Source organism: Pseudomonas sp. SR18 (assembly GCF_023701505.1).
In the GTDB taxonomy this organism is placed as follows: domain Bacteria; phylum Pseudomonadota; class Gammaproteobacteria; order Pseudomonadales; family Pseudomonadaceae; genus Aquipseudomonas; species Aquipseudomonas cyclaminis.
This window is the reverse complement of sequence record NZ_JAMQAU010000019.1, coordinates 83107-100152: the sequence shown is the minus strand read 5'-3', so window position 1 is coordinate 100152 and position 17046 is coordinate 83107. Positions and strand designations below refer to the sequence as shown.

Below are 17046 nucleotides of genomic sequence, written 5' to 3'. Positions count from 1 at the left end.
TGACCGCGCTTCAGTCACACATATTTTCGGACGTCACAATCTGCGGCGCGATATGCACCCGATGCCGCATCGCATCAAACCCTTCGGCACTCTGCAACTCCACCAACAGCCCCACCAGCGCCACCGCCGTCTGCCGTGGCTGTGAGTCCATCACCACATCAATCAAGCCCTGGCTCAACGCCTGGCGAGACAGCTCGGTGGACTCCTGCAGGATGCAACACAGCGCCGGGCGCTTGGGCAGCTGCGCCAGGGCGCTGATGATGCCGTCACCGCCGCCGCCCACCACGCACAGGCCGCGCAGGTCGCTGTGGCGGGTGAGCAGGTCGAGGGTGGCTTCTTCGGTGATGTCGCAGTTGTCCAGGTTGATCAGCGGCTCCAGCGGCTTGAGCCCCGGCGCGTGTTCGGCCAAATAGCTGTGCAGGCCTTCGACCCGTGTCTGATGCCCCAGGAACCGGTGGCCGCCCAATAGAATCCCGACGCTGCCTTTGCGCGCGCCACAGGTGCGGGCGAGCAGCCAGCCCATGGTGCGCCCGACCACATGGTTGTCCTGGCCGACATACGGTTCCAGGGCCTGTTCATGGATATCCGAGAGCAGGGCGACCACCGGCACGCCGGCCTCGCGGATCTGCGCCAGGCAGGCATTGATCAGCGGGTGGGCAAAGCTGACCACCGCTAGGGCATCACACTGCACGGCCAGTTGCTCGATCTGCGCGACGATGGCGCTGGGCGTGCGGTCGTTGATGTATTCGAACTGACAGGTCAGGTTGGCCGTGGCGTGATGCTGCGCGGCGTCGCTGATCGACTGCGCCAGGTGCGCATAGAACGCCTGGGCGGTGCCCAGCAGCAGAATGCCGAAGCGATAGGTGGGCCGGCGTTCGCGGATGCGCTGGCCGATCAGCCGCGCCGCAAAATAGCCCACGGCTTCGGCGGCCTGGAATACTTGCTCGGCCGTTTCCGGATTTACCGGAGCACGCGCATTCAGCACCCGATCAACAGTGGCCACACTCAGGCCCGCGTGGGCGGCGACGGTGGCAATGGTTGGGCGTTTATTGTTGTTCATGACAGCCCTCTTGAACGTCTTGATAGAAAACTATCAAGCCCCGCTGGGCCTGGATGATAGCTTGATAGGGAATGGATTCAAGGCCTTGAGGGTGATTTAGCCGCACTCTATCGTTGGTTTCGCAAAGCACCAGAAACCACCCGCTTGCGGAGAACAATAACAATGCCTGAACACACCGCTCACACCGCCCGGCGCGACTACAGCCTGACCGGCCCGGAAGCCGCCCGCGCGGCGGAAAAAGGCCTGGTCTCGGCCAGTTGGTACCAATCGCCGATTTCCCGTAAACGCATGAAAGAACTGATGCAGCGCCGCGACGCCCCGGCCTTGCGCGACACCGCCATCTGGGTGAGCGCGCTGTTCGCCACCGGTTTCGGCGGCTACTGGTTCTGGGGCTCCTGGGCCTGCGTGCCGTTCTTCCTCGCCTATGGCGTGCTCTACGGCACGGCGTCCAACCCGCGCTGGCACGAAACCGGCCACGGCACCGCGTTCAAGACCCGTTGGATGAACGACGTGCTGTACCAGGTCGCCAGCTTCATGTGCATCTTCGAGCCCCATGTCTGGCGCTGGAGCCATGCCCGGCACCACACCGATACCATCGTGGTTGGCCGCGACCCGGAAATCGTCGAACCGCGTCCGCCGAGCTTCTTGATGATGTTCCTGAGCCTGTTCAACCTGCCTTTGGCGTGGAAAACCTTCAGCGGCGTGGCGCGTCATGCGGTGGGCCAGATGAGTGCCCAGGAAGCGGACTTTATCCCCGAATCCGAGTGGCCCAAGGTGTTCCGCGCCGCGCGGATCTGGGTTGGCATTTATGCGCTGGTCATCGGCACTGCGCTGTACCTGCACAGCTGGTTGCCGCTGATGCTGGTGGGGTTGCCGAGCATCTACGGCGCCTGGCTCGGCTACCTGTTCGGCCTTACCCAGCATGTGGGCCTGGCCGAAGACGTGCTCGACCACCGCAGCAACTGCCGCACCATCTACATGAACCGCGTGCTGCGCTTTATCTACATGGACATGAACTACCACCTCGAACACCACATGTACCCGATGGTGCCGTACCACGCCCTCGCGCAGTTGCACGAAGAGATCCGCAACGACTGCCCGCCGCCGTATGCGAATATTTTCGAGGCTTACCGGGAAATCCTGCCGACCGTCTGGAAGCAGCGCAGCGATCCGACGTATTTCATCCAGCGGCCGATTCGCCCGAGCGCGGAGCCGGCTGCCAATGCCCCGATGAGTGCCGAAGCCGCAGTCAGCTGAACCCCATCTATAACAAGAGAAACCGCCATGAACGATCAATGGATCGACGTCTGCGCCGTGGGCGAGATAGACGAAGAAGACGTGCTGCGCTTCGACCACGGGCCCCACACCTATGCGGTGTATCGCTCGGCCGATAATGAGTTTTTCGCCACCGCCGGCCTGTGCACCCACGAGAAAATCCACCTCGCCGATGGCCTGGTGATGGACCACGTCATCGAGTGCCCCAAGCACAACGGGCGGTTTGATTACCGCACCGGCAAGGCCATGGGCGCGCCGGTGTGCGTCAACCTCAAGACCTACCCGGTGCGGGTCGAAGCGGGGCGGGTACTGCTCGCTATCACGGTGTGATGATGAACGCACCCCTGATCATCGTCGGCGCCGGCCATGCCGGTGGCCGTGCGGCGCTGACCCTGCGCGAAGAAGGTTATACCGGGCGCCTGGTGCTGATTGGCGATGAGCCGCACCTGCCCTACGAGCGACCGCCGCTGTCCAAAGGCCTCTTGCAGGGCACGGCGGACCTGGCGGCGTGCAGCCTGTGCGACAGCTCGCGCCTGGCCGAACTGGGCATCGAGCATATCGCCGCCAACCCGGTGACGCAGTTGGAGCCGCAGCACCATCGCCTGCAACTCGCCGACGGCCAATGGCTGGCCTATGCCGGTTTGCTGCTGGCCACCGGCGGGCGAGCGCGACGTTTGCCCCAGGCGCAGGCCAATGTGCTTTACCTGCGCACCCACGACGAGGCCCTGGCCCTGCGCAGTGCCTTGCGTCCGGGTACACGGCTGGTGATTGTCGGCGGCGGGTTCATCGGCCTGGAAGTGGCCGCCACTGCCCGGGGCCTGGGGTGTGAGGTCACGGTGCTGGAAGCCGGGCCGCGCCTGGCGGGGCGGGTGCTGCCGCCGGTAATCAGCCAGGCGCTGCTGGATCTGCACCGCCAGCAAGGCGTGGATGTGCGCTTGAACGTGGCGCTGGAATCCATCCATGACGCCGCCGTGCAACTGGTCGACGGGCAGTTGCTGCCCTGCGATCTGGTGGTGGTCGGCATCGGCATGCAACCCAATCTGGAACTGGCCGCCAATGCGGGGCTGGAGGTAGGGCAGGGCATCCGCGTCGATGCACACCTGCGCACCAGCGCACCGGACATCTATGCGGCCGGCGATGTCTGTGAGTTTCGCCTCGATGGCCTGTACCAACGCCAGGAAACCTGGCGCAACGCCGAGGCCCAGGGGCGGCATGCGGCGCTGAATATGCTGGGGCGTGAAGTGCCTTTCGAAGCGATTCCCGGTTTCTGGTCTGATCAATACGACTGGGGCTTACAGACAGTGGGCGCGATGACCCCGCACCTGATCAGTCGTGCCTTGCCGGCCGGCGGCCTGCTGCTGTTCTACCTCAATGCCGACGGGCATTTGCAAGGCGCCTGCGGCTGGGCGCCCGGCAACAGCGTGGCCAAGGACATCAAGCTGTGCGAACGCCTGATCACGGCGCGCGCGGTGCTCAACCCGTCCAGCCTGGCAGACCCCGAGCTGTCCCTCAAACACTTGCTGCGGAGCTGATATGCGCCAATTCCTGGTATTCCAATCCCTGTGGGCCATGCAGACCGAGCCCGGCCCGCTCGAAGCGCAGCTGGATCGAATCGCCGCAGCCGGCTTCGACGGCATCACCGACCATTACTGGAAACCCGCTGATGTGACACGCCTGCACGCCGCCGCCACGGCGCGGGGCTTGCAGATCGAAGGCCAGCTGTTTCCGCAATCGGTGGATGACCTCGCCGCCGCGCTGGATGTAATCAGCCGCTACGGCTGCCACCACCTCACCCTGCAAGCCGACGTGCGCCCGCGCACCCAGGCCGACGCGGCGCGGCTGGTCGAAGGTTGGCAGCGCCTGGCCGAGCAGGTGGATTTTCCGGTGCTGCTGGAAACCCACCGGTATCGCCTGACCAACGACCTGCTGTTCACCCTCGACCTGCTGGCGCAAATGCCCGACTTGAAGTTGCTGGCCGACCTGTCCCACTACGTGGTGGGGCGCGAGTTGCCCGAGCCGGGCGCGGTGGAAGACGACGAACAGATCCGCACGATCCTGCGCCACAGCTGGGGGTTTCATGGCCGCGTGGCCAGCAGCGAGCAGGTGCAGGTCTCAATGGTATTCCCCCAGCATCAGGCCTGGGTCGAGCGGTTTATTGGCTGGTGGCGCTACGGCATCGAAGACTGGTTGGCGCGCCCCGATACAGGGCAGAGCCTGTCGTTCACCTGCGAACTGGGCCCGCCGCCGTATGCGATCACCGGTGCCGATGGGCGTGAAATCAGCGATCGCTGGGCTGAGGCGTTGAAGATGCAGGGGTTGATTCGCCAGGTTTGGAACGACTGCCAAACCCTGGTCTGAAGGCGGCCTTACGAGAGTGGGCATATTCTGTATGGTGACCTGGCTTTTGTAGTTCGCGGGCCTCTATGGTGAGCAGGCTTTTGTGGTGACCTGGCTTCTGTGGTGAGCGGGCTTGCCCCGCGCTGGGCTGCGAAGCAGCCCCATTAAGAACGCCGCGTTTTTTCAGGTAAATCCCAGTGTCAGGTTTTGGGGCCGCTTCGCAGCCCAGCGCGGGGCAAGCCCGCTCACCACAGAAGCCATGCCACCACAGAAGTGAGCTCACCCCAAAACAGCACGCGGCCTTACCCGGCCAACATCCCGGTGCTCACCGCCACAATCAGGAACACCCCCAACAACGCCCGGTAGATCACGAACGGCCAGGTGGAGAACCGCTCCAGAAACTTCATCAGGCCCCAGATCGCAAAAAACGCCGAGACGCTGGCCACCACCAGGCCAAACAACAGGTGCGGCCAGGCATGGGCTGGCAGATCGGCGTGCAGCAACACCCACAGTTCTTTCAAGCCGGCGAGGGCGATAGCGGGCAGGCCCAGCAGGAAAGAAAACCGTGCGGCTTCTTCACGCTTGAAGTTGAGGAACAACGCGGCGGTAAGCGTCGAACCCGAACGCGACACCCCTGGAATCAACGCGCCAATCTGCGCCACACCCACGATCAGCGCATCGCGCAGGCGCATCTGGCTCACGTCGCGGGTGTGCCGTGCACGCAGCTCGGCTGCCGCGAGCAACACCGCCATCACCAGGCAGGAAATACCAATCACCATCAAACCACGCATGGGCGAGTTGCAGCTGTTGAGGGTCGACGACAGTGCCAGGCCAGCGATACAGATCGGAATCGTCGCCAGCACAATCGCTACCGCGAGCTTGAACCACCGGTCGTTGTAGTCGCCACGGCGCACTGCACCAATGCTGCCTGTCGTCACCTGCTGCACATCGCGCCAGAAATAACTGACCACCGCCGCCAGGGCCGCCAACTGCATGGCCGCCGAAAACGCCGAACCGGGATCCTGCCAGCCGAGCAGGGCGGGCACCACGCGCATGTGAGCGGTGGACGACACCGGCAACAATTCGGTAATGCCCTGGATGACACCGAGGATGAAGATCTGCAGGTAATCCAGGGACGCAAAGCCCACATCCAGGCCGGCGGAACAGACGTTCGTCAAAATACGTGTCCTTGAGAAAAGGGAGATATCGGCGAAGTTTATTCGAAATGTTTCAGCGCTTCGGCAGGGCCGACGGCTATTTGCAATCGGTTCAGCAATTAGAAAGGTTCGCGACGCTATTGGACTGTTCCGAGGTTTTGTGAACAATGGCGCCCTGCGTTTTTTGACCGAGAGCCCCATGCCCGAAACCACCGTGGAACTGATCCAGACCGGCCCCGAAGAAGCCGAGTTGATCCGCAACCTCTACCAGTATTACGCCTATGAGTCGTCGGACTGGGAGCAGGAAGATGTCGAGGCCGACGGCCGCTTCTACATCCATGACGAGCACCTGAACCGCTACTGGCAAGACCCGCGCTGGAGCGCCAACCTGCTGCTGGTCGATGGCTATATCGCCGGGTTCCTGTTGATCGAGGACAGTGAGGTATCAGGCATCGACGCCCTGGAACTGGCCGACCTGTTCATCCTCAAGCGCTACCGCCGCAAAGGCATCGGCCGCGCCATTGCCACCCAGGTGCTGTGCAGCGGCGAGGCCAATTGGCTGGTGCGCTTTTATGACCAGGATGAAGTGTCCCAGGCGTTCTGGCGCACGGTGCTGGACAACCTGCCGCGCCCGGTGCAGACCCTCGAACTGGACGACGAGCCGCAGTTGGTGAGCTACTTGATCACGCGTGCGGCGCTGCATTAAACGCCTGCTGCATCGCCTGGGGCGGCTGCCCGAACGCCCGTAGAAACGCCTGGCGCATGCGCTCGCGATCACCGAAGCCGGTTTCGCGGGCCACCACTTCCACCGGGTGACGGCTGGTTTCCATCATTGCCCGCGCAGCTTCCACGCGCAGGGCTTCGATGGCCTTGGCCGGGGTTTGCCCGGTTTCTTCGCGGAACACCCGGCTGAACTGGCGCGGGCTCAAACGGGCGACGTCGGCCAGGGCTTCGACGGACAGGTCATGGGTGAGGTTCTCGCGGGCGTAGGCCAGGGCCAGTTGCACGCGGTCGGACTTGGGGTCCAGCTCCAGCAGGGCCGACAATTGCGACTGCTCGCTGCCCCGGCGCTGGGCGATCACCAGTTTGCGTGCAATGCGCCGGGCAAGGTCGCTGCCCAAATCGTTCTCCACCATCGCCAGCGCCATGTCCACACCGGCGCTCATGCCGGCGCCGGTCCATACCTGGCCGTCCACCACAAACAGTTTGTCTTCTTCCAGTTGGATAGCCGGGTAGCGCTTGCGAAACGCCGGGGCGTGAATCCAGTGGGTGGTGGTGCGCTTGCCTTCCAGCAATCCGGCGTCGGCCAGCACAAAGATGCCCATGCACAACGAGGCCACGCGGCGTGATTGCGCCGAGGCCGCCTTGACCAAGTCCAGCAGGTTGGCCTCCGGCAGGCGGAATTCCAAATAACCGCTGACGATCAGCGTGTCATAGCCCTCGGGCCGAATCGGCGAGGTGTTCACCGAAAAACCCTGGGAGGTCATCACCGCGCCGCCGCTTTCAGAGACCAGGTGAAACTCATAGGCCGGCTCCCCGCGCAGCAGGTTCGCGCACTCGAACACCGAGCCCAGGCTGAGGCTCAGGGATTGAAAGTTCGGGTAAACCATCAGCGCAACGCTGTGCATCGTCATTCTCCAAGGGGCGCGGGAGGGTGGATTGTCGGCGCGTGCCGGGCAAACGGCAACCCGCGTCGGGTCATGTCCGGAATCCTTGCGTATCTGACATTGTGAGGGTGCGGCGTGGCCCCTAACATTCCCTCAACGAACTAGACGACTGGTCTAATCGGACGGGATCAAGCATGAACAGCGAAACCAAAAATGCACGACAGACCATTCTGGACACGGCGCAAGTGATTGTAGGCCGCAAGGGATTTTCTGCGGTGGGCCTGAATGAAATCCTTCAAGCCGCCGACGTGCCCAAGGGGTCGTTCTATCACTACTTCACCTCCAAGGATGGCTTCGGTGTGGTGTTGCTCGACACCTACTTCGACCACTACGTACACGGCATGCAGCAACTGTTCGACCAACCCGGTTTAACCCAGCACGCCAAGTTGATGCGCTATTGGGACGCCTGGATCGACAATCAGACCGGCTGCACCGAGGCGGGCAAATGCCTTGCCGTCAAACTGGGTGCCGAGGTGTCTGACCTTTCAGAGCCGATGCGTCTGGCCCTGCAACGCGGCACTTCGCGCACCATTGCATTACTCGCCGTGGCGCTGCAGCGCGGCATTGAAGACGGCTCATTGCGGCTTCAGCACCGCCCGCAGGACTTGGCCCAGCAGCTGTACGCGCTGTGGCTGGGGAGCAGCGTCATGAGCAAGATCACCCTGACATCCGCGCCGTTTGATGAGGCGTTGTTGCTGACCCGACAGCTGTTGGGTTGCCCTGAACACACTGATATTCACTGATCGAGGCACTGGAAAATGAAAAAAGTATTAATGGTACTGACCTCTCACGACCAGCTTGGCGATACCGGGCGCAAGACCGGCTTCTGGCTCGAAGAGTTTGCCGCGCCGTATTACGCATTCAAGGACGCCGGCGCCGACGTGGTGCTGGCCTCCCCAGCCGGTGGCCAGCCGCCGTTGGACCCGGTCAGCGACGAGCCGGATGCGCAAACCGAGCAGACCCGCCGCTTCGCCGCCGACCTGGTCGCGCAGCAGGCATTGGCCAACACCGTCAAGCTGGACACAGTCAACGTGGATGCCTTTGACACGGTGTTCTACCCAGGCGGTCACGGCCCGTTGTGGGACCTGGCGGAGTCGCCGGTGTCCATCGCACTGATCGAAGCGTTTGAGCGTGCCGGCAAGCCCATCGGTTTTGTCTGCCACGCGCCGGGCGCGCTGCGTCACGTCAAGGCGGTCAATGGTGAGCCGTTGATCAAGGGTCGTCGCGTGACTGGCTTCTCCAACTCTGAAGAAGAAGCCGTAGGCCTGACCAGCGTGGTGCCGTTCCTGATTGAAGATGAATTCAAGAAGCTGGGCGGCAAGTACGAGAAGGGCGCCGACTGGGCATCCTTCGTGCTCGTCGATGGCCTGCTGGTCACCGGGCAGAACCCCGGCAGCTCCAGCGATGTGGCCAAGGCCCTGCTGAAACTCACCGCTTAACTTAATCAACCACTCGATTCGTTGGCGACTCAATAGAGTCGCCAATGCTTTCGTGCGCCCCGAATTTGGAAAAAACCATGACTGACACCGTTTTAAGTACCCCGGTAAAACTGGGCCATCACACGCTGACCAACCGTGTTGTGCTGCCCCCGCTGACCCGCCAGCGTAGCGCCCAGCCCGGCGATATCGCCACCGACCTGATGGCCGAGTATTACCGCCAGCGTGCCAGCGCCGGGTTCATGGTCAGCGAAGGCACGCAGATCGAACCCCGTGGCCAGGGTTACGCGTGGACACCGGGCATCTACACCCCGGCGCAGATCGACGGCTGGCGCAAAGTCACCGACGCGGTGCATGCCGACGGCGGGGTGATCTTCGCCCAACTGTGGCATGTGGGGCGCGTCTCCCATAACGCCTTGCAGCCAGGCGGTGCAGCACCGGTGGCGCCTTCTGCGCTGGCGGCCTTGCAAGCCAAAGCCTTCATCGCCACCGGCCCTGGCGCCGGCGAACTGGTGCAACCCCCGGTGCCGCGCGCGTTGAGCACCGCTGAGGTCAAGCAACTGGTGGGGCATTACGCCCAGGCGGCGCGCAACGCCGTGGATGCCGGGTTCGACGGGGTGGAAATCCATTCGGCCAATGGTTACCTGGTCAATCAGTTCATCTCGGCCCATTCCAACACCCGCGATGATGAATACGGCGGCTCGCTGCAAAACCGCCTGCGTTTTCTGCGTGAGATCGTCGAAGCAGTCAGCGCCGTCGTCGGTCCGGAACGCCTTGGCGTGCGGTTCTCGCCGTTGTTCAGCGGCACTGACGAAGACCGTGTGTACATCGGCCTGGTGGAAGAAGACCCGCACCACACCTATATCGAAGCGATCAAGGTGTTGGAGGCGTCGGGCATTGCCTATGTGTCCATCGCCGAGGCCGACTGGGACAACGCGCCGATCCTGCCTGACAGCTTCCGTGAAGCCGTGCGCAGCACCTTCAGCGGTCGCATCATCTATGCCGGTCGCTACACCGCTGAACGCGGCGCGAAACTGGTCGAAGCCGGGCTGGCGGATTTGATCGCATTCGGGCGGCCGTTCATTGCCAACCCGGACCTGCCGCAGCGGATTTTTAATGGCTGGCCATTGAATCCGCTGCGCGAGGCAGGGATGTATGGTGGCGGTGAGGAGGGGTATATCGACTATCCCACGTACCTCGGGTAGTCATGCAATCAATGTGGGAGGGGCTTGCCCCCTCCCACATTTGATGTCTAGTGCCTGCTGGTTACGCGACCCGCAACACAATCTTCCCAATATGATCCCCACCTTCCATCCGTGCATGGGCCTTGGCGGCGTCGGTGTAGTCAAACACCTGGTCGATGATCGGCAAGCAGCGCCCGGCCTCCAGCACCGGCCAGATGTACTCGCGCAGCTGTTCGGCAATCGCGGCTTTTTCTTCCTTGGTGCGTGCGCGCAGCAGCGAGCCGGTGATCACCGCGCGTTTGCCGAGGATGGTCAGCAGGTCGACGTCATTGGCCTTGGCGCCGCCGAGAAAGCCGAGCATTACCAGGTGCCCGTCCATGGCCAGTGCCTTGAGGTTGTTGTTGAGGTACGAGCCACCCATGATGTCGAGGATCACGTCCACACCCTGGCCGTCGGTCTGTTGGGCGATGACCTCGGCAAATGCCTGCTCGCGGTAATTGATCGGCTTGGCGCCCAGCTTCGCGATAGCTGCGCACTTGTCGGCGCTGCCTGCGGTGGCGAAGGCCTGGATGCCGAACTCTCGGCACAACATCAGTGCGGTGGTGCCGATGCCGCTGGTGCCGCCATGGATCAGCACCCGTTGGCCGGTATGCGCATCGCCCAGGCCGAACAGGTTGGCCCACACGGTGAAGAAGGTCTCCGGCACGGCGGCGGCTTGAATCCAGTCCATGCCTTCGGGGATCGGTAAGGCCTGGCCGGCGGGCACCGTGCAAAACTGCGCGTAACCGCCGCCATTGGTCAGGGCGCATACCTTGTCGCCGAGGCCGAACTCGGTCACGCCGTCGCCCAGCGCCACCACTTCACCGGCCACTTCCAGACCTGGAATCGGGCTCATGCCGGGTTTCATCGGATACTTGCCTGCGCGTTGCAGGGCGTCGGGGCGATTGACCCCGGCGGCGTGCACGCGGATCAGGATCTCGCCGGGACCGGCCACAGGTGTTGGCGCCTGGCGCGGTTGCAGCACCTCTGGGCCACCGGGGCTGGTGATTTCGATCAGGGTCATGTCGTTAGGGAGTGTCATTTGAAATTACCTGCAGCGATGAGCGTATGGAGTGGGACCGCATCGGGCGGCCGGCGGTTCAGCCAAAGCATGCCCAGTTCCAGTGCCAGGGCGACCACTATCGCCCCGGCGGCGATCATGAACAACAGCACAGGCTTGCAATCTTGCGCGCTGCTCAGTGGACACAATCCACCGTTCAACCAACAGGGAGCACCTATGAGCGAATCAAGACATCAGGATCTGGGGCTGTTGTTTCTACGGGCGAGCGGGGCGCTGTTCCTGCTATGGGTGCATGGTGTGCCCAAGGTGCTCAACTACAACGAACAACTGCAACTGATCGAAGACCCGTTTCACCTCGGCGCCCACGTCACGCTGCTGCTGGCGATCTTTGCCGAAGTGCTGTGCCCGGTGCTGATCGTTGCCGGCGTGTGGGTGCGCCTGGCGTGCCTGCCGATCCTGGCGGTGCTGTTGATCGCCATGGTGGTGGTGCATCCGCAGTGGACGGTGTTTGAAGGGCAGTTCGGCTGGTTGCTGCTGATCATCTTCACCAGCGTGCTGATTGCCGGGCCGGGGCGCTTTGTGCTCGGCCAGCGTTTTGCCTGAATAAAAAAAGGCCGGGTAAACCCGGCCGAATAAGGAGAGCGGTTTCAGCGATTGAGGAACGCCAGCAAGTCTTCGTTCAATGCCTGGGCGTGGGTCACGGCAAACCCGTGGGGCGCGTCCTTGTAGACCTTCAACTCGGCGCCCTTGATCATCTCGGCGGCCACTTTACCGGTGGTTTCGAACGGCACGATCTGGTCACCATCGCCGTGGATCACCAGGGTCGGCACGTCGATCTTGGCCATGTCCGGACGGAAGTCGGTTTCGGAGAAAGCGGTGACGCAATCCACGGTCGACTTGAGGGACGCCAGCATGGCGATTTGCAGGGTCTGCCTCAGGGTGCCTTCGGAGACCGTCTGCCCCTTGTTGAGACCGAAGAACGGCGTGTTGAAGTCCGCGATGAACTGCGCACGGTCCTTGAGCAGGCCGGCCTTGATGCCGGTGAACACTTCCAACGGTACACCCTGCGCGTAATCCGGCTGCTGGCCGAAGATCGGCGTGACTGCACCCAACAGCACCAGCCCGGCAACCCGGGCGCTGCCGTGACGGGCGATGTAGCGCGCCACGTCGCCGCCGCCCATGGAGAAGCCCACCAGGGTCACGTCCTTGAGGTCCAGGTGTTCGATCAGTTGCGCGATATCGTCGGCGAAGGTGTTGTAGTCGTTGCCGGTCCACGGCTGGTCCGAGCGGCCAAAGCCACGGCGGTCGAACGCGATGGTGCGGTAGCCACGGCTGCTGAGGTATTCCATCTGGTATTCCCACATGTCGGCATCCAGCGGCCAGCCGTGGCTGAACAGCACGGGTTTACCGCTGCCCCAGTCCTTGAAATAGATCTGGGTACCGTCTTTGGCAACGAATGTGCTCATGGAAAACTCCTGGTTGAGGGGGGCGATAAGACGCTGGCGCACTATTGCCGTAAACCTGACGAAGGGCTTGTACGGGTGTGCTCGGTTGAACGGTTCAGCGTCTATGCTGGTCCACTGACCTCCACAGTCTGATCACGCAGGTGAACGAAATGGCCAAGACCTACAGCTACGCCGCCCGGGACTCCAAGGATTCGCTCAAGCCCTTCACCTTCGAGCGCCGTGCGCCAGGGGCGGACGATGTACAGATCGACATCCTCTATTGCGGCGTGTGCCACTCCGACCTGCACACCGCGCGCAACGAGTGGAACAACACCCTGTACCCCTCGGTACCCGGCCATGAAATCGTCGGCCGCGTAACGGCGGTGGGCGCCAACGTGAAAAAATTCAAGGTGGGCGACCTGGCCGGTGTCGGCTGCATGGTCGACAGCTGCCAGCACTGTCCATCCTGTGCCGAAGGCGAAGAGCAGTACTGCGAGAACGGCTTTACCGGCACCTACAACGGCCCGGTATTCGGCGGTGAAAACACCTTCGGCGGTTACTCCGACAGCATCGTGGTCAAGGAAAAGTTCGTGCTGCGCATCTCCCACGACGATTCCAACCTGGCTGCGGTGGCGCCGTTGCTGTGCGCGGGCATCACCACCTATTCGCCGCTGCATCACTGGAAGGTCGGCCCCGGCAAGAAGGTCGGCGTGGTCGGCCTCGGTGGCCTGGGCCACATGGCGGTGAAGATCGCCCATGCCATGGGCGCGCACGTCACGCTGTTCACCACTTCCCCCAACAAACGCGAAGACGGCCTGCGCCTGGGCGCGGACCAGGTGGTGGTGTCGAAGAACCCGGATGAAATGGCCAAGGTCGCCAACAGCCTGGATTTCATCCTCAACACCGTCGCCGCACCGCACAACCTCGACGTGTTTCTCAACCTGCTCAAGCGCGACGGCACCATGACGTTGGTCGGCGCCCCGGACAGCCCGCACCCGTCGCCAGCGGTATTCGGCCTGATCTTCAAGCGTCGCAGCCTGGCCGGCTCGTTGATCGGCGGCATCCAGGAAACCCAGGACATGCTGGACTTCTGCGCCAAACACGGGATTGTCTCGGATGTGGAGATGATCGATATCCAGGGTATCAACGAGGCGTATGAGCGGATGCTCAAGGGCGATGTGAAGTACCGGTTCGTGATCGATATGGAGAGTTTGAAGAAGGAAAGCCACGCGGCCTGAGCCTCGCTCTCCAATCTACCGAATAACCCTTGTGGGAGGGGGCTTGCCCCCCAGGCTCACGGCCGTTGCGGCTTGACCGATGTACCAAAGGTATTGCCCATGCGCACGCTGGTTGCCGCCGGGGTGGATAAGCCCACGGCGTTTGGCGGGCGTTTTTCCACGGACAGGTTTTGCGCCTCACGGTTTTTTTTCGCGGCCTTGGCTGCATTCGTGTCATTGCCCATGTGTTGGCCCAGGCAGCCATAGTCGGGCGCCTTGTAGCCATCCACCGTGACTTCGGTGCAACCGCCGGGCGCGTTGTCGGCGTGGGCGAGCAAGGGCAGGGCGGCGCACAGCAACAGGCTGGCGAGCGTCGGGAGCAGCTTCATCATGGCCTCCTGGCAGGCCCGAGGGAGTGGGCCGGTAAGGCTTTGGAGTCTAGTGCAGCCGGCTTCTCGTCACCGTGATGTTTTTTTTGCTATCACCGTAACATCAGGTTCATAAACGGGCCTCAGGATGACGGTTTTCTAGGGCGCGTCGGCCGTGCAGCGATGCAACGCAGGGGGTGAACAGGGGGCCTGGAGGCGCGCCGTATGCGCCCTGGTCTTGCTGTTGCTGCTGGCCGGCGGCAGCGCTGCGCGGGCACAGTCGCCGCCGTTGTTACTGAACCTGCCCGCGCAAGACCTTGAACATGCCTTGCAAGCCTACAGCCGCGCCACCGGGATGGCGGTGCTGGTGGACCGCGAATTGACGCGGGGCCGTCGCTCCTTTGGAGTGCGCGGTCGTTTCACGGCGCAGGAGGCTCTGGCGATGTTGCTGACGGGGAGCGGCCTGATGGCACGTTATGCACGCAGCGATGCGTTTACCTTGCAGTTGCCCGAGGTCAGCCAACCGCCCCCGGCTCGTGGTGCGGCGGCCCGCAGCGCTGCGCGGATCAATAACAGCTACGCGACGGCCTTGCAGCAGGCCATCGAGACCAGCCTGTGCCGTTCGCCCCTGACCCGGCCCGGCAGTTTTCGTGCGCTGGTGCAGGTGTGGGTCAACCGCGACGGCAGGATCGAACACAGCCGGCTGGTCAGCTCCACCGGCGATGAACAACGCGATGAAGCACTGGTTCGCGGCCTCGGCGCTGCGCGGGTGGAACGCCCGGCGCCGAGTTCACTGCGCCAACCACTGACTTTGCTCTTGATGCCCGACACCACAGGAACACGCATGGAATGCACAGCCGTAAAAGGAGCCTCGGGCGGATGAAAAATACCGGGCACAGTACGATGGTCAGCTTGTTCCTGGCATCCTACGAAGACTTCAAGGTGCGCTTGCGCAAGCGCTTGGGCTCGGAAGACCTGGCCAACGACGTCCTGCACGAAACCTACCTGCGGGTCGACCGCATGGAAGTGCCGCCGAACCTGGCGCAACCCAATGCCTACCTGTACCGCATGGCCCTGAACATCGCCGCCGACCGCCGCCAAGCCGACGCCCGCTTGCTCACCGGCAGCGAGGTGGAAGAATTGCTGCAAAGCGCCGACGAAGCCCAGGACCCGTCGCGGGTGGTGGGTGGCCAGCGTGAAATCCAGTCCCTGGTCAAAGCCCTGTATGAACTGCCCGCGCGCCGCCGCAAGATCCTGATCGCCGCCCGCCTGGAAGAAGCGCCGCACCTGGAAATCTCCCAACGCTTCGGCATCTCCACGCGCATGGTGGAGAAAGAAATCAAGGCCGCCCTGGGGCATTGCGCCAAGCGTCTGGAAAGAAAAGTGATCCAGCGGTTCGGTCCCGGCGCCGGAAAACCGTCTTAGTGTTGAGTCCCTGATAAAACCGTGAGTATGTGCGCGCTTGAACATTTTTAGCCTCTCCCTCGCCCGGCCGTCCGCCGCCAGCCCCTTGCACGATGAAGCTCGCGACTGGCTGCTCCTGCTGACCTCGGGCCGCGCCACCGTGGCCGATGCCAAGGCCCTCAAAGCCTGGTGCGACCAGAGTAATGAGCATGCCCAGGCGTTTGAACAGGCCAAAGGGTTGTGGCAGCAATTGGCACCGGCGCTGGAGCAAACGTCTGCGCCGCGTCAGTTCGGGCGTCGCGCATTCCTCGGTGCTGCGATTGCCGCGTCGGCGGCGGTGGTGATGGTGCGCGTCGGTGTGCCAGGCGGTTTTTCCGGGCTCACGGCGGACTATCGCACCGAGGTCGGCGAGCAGCGCCAAGTGTTGTTGAGCGACGGCGTGAGCCTGGAACTCAACACGCAGACACGCATCAGCCGGGTGGGGCAGGGGATTGAACTGCTCGAAGGCGAGGTCGAGGTCGTCGCCCATATTGCGCAACCGCTCAAGGTCCAGGCCGGGGAAGGCTGGGTGAGTGCGGCGCAGGCGCGCTTCAATGTGCGGCATACCGATCACCGGGTGTGCGTCACCTGCATCGAAGGATCGCTGTCGGTGGACGTTGGCGGCAACAGTCTGAGTTTGGGCAGTGGTCGGCAAATAAGCTATGACGCTGCCGGGGTCAGTGCCGTGACGACGGTGGACACGCAGGCGGTGGTGGCCTGGCGTGAGCAGGTGCTGGTGTTCGATAACGCGACGCTGGCGACGGTGGTGGATGAAATCAACCGCTATCGGCCGGGGATGCTGGTGCTGCTCAATAAAGAACTGGGACGACGGCGGGTGCAGGCGCGGTTCAGTCTGCAGCAGTTGGCGGGCGTGGCGCTGTTGATTCGGGATGCGTATGGGGCCAAGTGTACGGAGTTGCCTGGGGGCGTTGTTTTGTTGAGTTAGGCCAGGTCTCTTCAGTTGAACCCAGCCCAAATGTGGGAGGGGCGGTGCGACGATAGCGGTGGGTCAGTCAAAGTTGCATCAACTGACACTCCCTCATCGAGGCATGCGTATCTACACATCTTTCAATGGATGGTGAATCTATGGCAAATAGGCTGTTGTGGTGAGCGGGCTTGTCCCGCGCTGGGCTGCGAGTCCAACGGTAACCACGATGCGAAGCAAGCCGCCCTTGATCTTGCTTTTGATCTTGATCTTGATCTTGATCTAAGGCGCCCCGTTAAACCACGCTGGCCGGAATTCGACAGTGATTTGGGGGGTAAACCGGCAGGGATGCCGGTTTAGCCGCCCCGCGCCATGGATGGCGCGTGGCGGCGGCCCCCCAAATCACTGTCGGATTACGGGCACACCGAGCCTAGGCGAGGTGCCGAGTGGTGGGGCGAAGCGTTTTGCTTAC

At 62.9% G+C, this 17046-nt stretch carries 18 protein-coding genes and 1 pseudogene; 13 read left to right on the top strand and 6 right to left on the bottom strand.

Features of this window, described 5'->3' with window-relative positions; translation table 11 throughout:
• Nucleotides 1-10 precede the first annotated feature (10 nt).
• Entirely contained in the window at nt 11-1060 is a 1050-nt protein-coding gene (locus NDJ82_RS23715) for a LacI family DNA-binding transcriptional regulator (RefSeq protein ID WP_250926411.1), read from the bottom strand.
• Between the two features lie 162 nt (nt 1061-1222).
• Here NDJ82_RS23715 and NDJ82_RS23710 point away from each other — a divergent pair, with 162 nt between their 5' ends.
• The 4 genes from NDJ82_RS23710 to NDJ82_RS23695 are packed head-to-tail and all read left to right on the top strand — an operon-like array spanning nt 1223 to nt 4693.
• A complete protein-coding gene (locus tag NDJ82_RS23710) occupies nt 1223-2317 on the top strand; it encodes a fatty acid desaturase family protein (RefSeq protein WP_250926410.1) in 1095 nt (364 codons plus the stop codon).
• A gap of 27 nt (nt 2318-2344) precedes the next feature.
• Complete coding sequence (locus NDJ82_RS23705) at nt 2345-2665, top strand: MocE family 2Fe-2S type ferredoxin (protein WP_250926409.1); 321 nt, start codon at nt 2345-2347, stop codon at nt 2663-2665.
• A 2-nt stretch (nt 2666-2667) separates the two neighbouring features.
• Complete coding sequence (locus NDJ82_RS23700; protein ID WP_250926408.1) at nt 2668-3867, top strand: NAD(P)/FAD-dependent oxidoreductase; 1200 nt, start codon at nt 2668-2670, stop codon at nt 3865-3867.
• A gap of 1 nt (nt 3868) precedes the next feature.
• Entirely contained in the window at nt 3869-4693 is an 825-nt protein-coding gene (locus tag NDJ82_RS23695) for a sugar phosphate isomerase/epimerase family protein (RefSeq protein WP_250926407.1), read from the top strand.
• Nucleotides 4694-4974: 281 nt separating this feature from the next.
• On the opposite strand, the gene NDJ82_RS23690 is transcribed toward NDJ82_RS23695, so the two are convergent.
• Nucleotides 4975-5850: an undecaprenyl-diphosphate phosphatase gene (locus NDJ82_RS23690; RefSeq protein ID WP_099586416.1), complete on the bottom strand. Its 876-nt coding sequence runs from the start codon at nt 5848-5850 to the stop codon at nt 4975-4977.
• 178 nt (nt 5851-6028) lie between these two features.
• On the opposite strand from NDJ82_RS23690, the gene NDJ82_RS23685 reads away from it, so the two are divergent.
• Nucleotides 6029-6535, top strand: a complete 507-nt coding sequence (locus tag NDJ82_RS23685) for a GNAT family N-acetyltransferase (RefSeq protein WP_099586436.1) — start codon at nt 6029-6031, stop codon at nt 6533-6535.
• On the opposite strand, the gene NDJ82_RS23680 is transcribed toward NDJ82_RS23685, so the two are convergent.
• Nucleotides 6513-7457, bottom strand: coding sequence for a GlxA family transcriptional regulator (locus NDJ82_RS23680; protein WP_250926406.1), 945 nt, complete (start codon nt 7455-7457; stop codon nt 6513-6515). The genes NDJ82_RS23685 and NDJ82_RS23680 overlap by 23 nt on opposite strands.
• A 173-nt stretch (nt 7458-7630) precedes the next feature.
• Between NDJ82_RS23680 and NDJ82_RS23675 the strand changes: the two are divergent.
• The 3 genes and pseudogenes from NDJ82_RS23675 to NDJ82_RS23665 all read left to right on the top strand — a co-directional run bounded on the left by NDJ82_RS23675 (nt 7631) and on the right by NDJ82_RS23665 (nt 10137).
• Nucleotides 7631-8258 (top strand): annotated as a pseudogene (locus tag NDJ82_RS23675) (TetR/AcrR family transcriptional regulator).
• Nucleotides 8255-8935, top strand: coding sequence for a type 1 glutamine amidotransferase domain-containing protein (locus NDJ82_RS23670; RefSeq protein WP_250926405.1), 681 nt, complete (start codon nt 8255-8257; stop codon nt 8933-8935). Before NDJ82_RS23675 ends, NDJ82_RS23670 begins: the two are co-directional and overlap by 4 nt.
• Before the next feature lie 77 nt (nt 8936-9012).
• Entirely contained in the window at nt 9013-10137 is a 1125-nt protein-coding gene (locus tag NDJ82_RS23665) for an alkene reductase (protein WP_112196943.1), read from the top strand.
• A 61-nt stretch (nt 10138-10198) separates the two neighbouring features.
• On the opposite strand, the gene NDJ82_RS23660 is transcribed toward NDJ82_RS23665, so the two are convergent.
• Nucleotides 10199-11197 carry an NAD(P)H-quinone oxidoreductase gene (locus tag NDJ82_RS23660; RefSeq protein ID WP_250926404.1) on the bottom strand — a complete coding sequence of 333 codons (999 nt, stop codon included), beginning with the start codon at nt 11195-11197 and terminating at the stop codon, nt 10199-10201.
• A 195-nt stretch (nt 11198-11392) separates the two neighbouring features.
• Between NDJ82_RS23660 and NDJ82_RS23655 the strand changes: the two genes are divergently transcribed.
• On the top strand, nt 11393-11779 hold the full coding sequence (locus NDJ82_RS23655) for a DoxX family protein (RefSeq protein ID WP_099586421.1): 387 nt from the start codon (nt 11393-11395) through the stop codon (nt 11777-11779).
• Nucleotides 11780-11823: 44 nt separating this feature from the next.
• Here the strand turns inward: NDJ82_RS23655 and NDJ82_RS23650 are convergent, their stop codons facing one another.
• The gene (locus NDJ82_RS23650; protein ID WP_250926403.1) at nt 11824-12642 is read right to left on the bottom strand and encodes an alpha/beta fold hydrolase; all 819 of its coding nucleotides are present in this window, start codon (nt 12640-12642) and stop codon (nt 11824-11826) included.
• Between the two features lie 149 nt (nt 12643-12791).
• Between NDJ82_RS23650 and NDJ82_RS23645 the strand changes: the two genes are divergently transcribed.
• Nucleotides 12792-13859: an NAD(P)-dependent alcohol dehydrogenase gene (locus NDJ82_RS23645; protein ID WP_112194802.1), complete on the top strand. Its 1068-nt coding sequence runs from the start codon at nt 12792-12794 to the stop codon at nt 13857-13859.
• 56 nt (nt 13860-13915) lie between these two features.
• Here NDJ82_RS23645 and NDJ82_RS23640 read toward each other — a convergent pair whose 3' ends face one another.
• Nucleotides 13916-14227: a hypothetical protein gene (locus tag NDJ82_RS23640; RefSeq protein WP_191948498.1), complete on the bottom strand. Its 312-nt coding sequence runs from the start codon at nt 14225-14227 to the stop codon at nt 13916-13918.
• Nucleotides 14228-14444: 217 nt separating this feature from the next.
• Between NDJ82_RS23640 and NDJ82_RS23635 the strand changes: the two genes are divergently transcribed.
• From NDJ82_RS23635 to NDJ82_RS23625, 3 genes are read left to right on the top strand one after another with little or no spacing between them, the layout of a single operon-like run.
• Entirely contained in the window at nt 14445-15089 is a 645-nt protein-coding gene (locus NDJ82_RS23635; protein WP_099586425.1) for a secretin and TonB N-terminal domain-containing protein, read from the top strand.
• The gene (locus NDJ82_RS23630; protein ID WP_099586426.1) at nt 15086-15631 is read left to right on the top strand and encodes an RNA polymerase sigma factor; all 546 of its coding nucleotides are present in this window, start codon (nt 15086-15088) and stop codon (nt 15629-15631) included. The genes NDJ82_RS23635 and NDJ82_RS23630 overlap by 4 nt, the downstream gene beginning before the upstream one ends.
• Before the next feature lie 37 nt (nt 15632-15668).
• A complete protein-coding gene (locus NDJ82_RS23625) occupies nt 15669-16595 on the top strand; it encodes a FecR family protein (RefSeq protein ID WP_250926402.1) in 927 nt (308 codons plus the stop codon).
• The last annotated feature ends 451 nt before the right edge of the window (nt 16596-17046 follow it).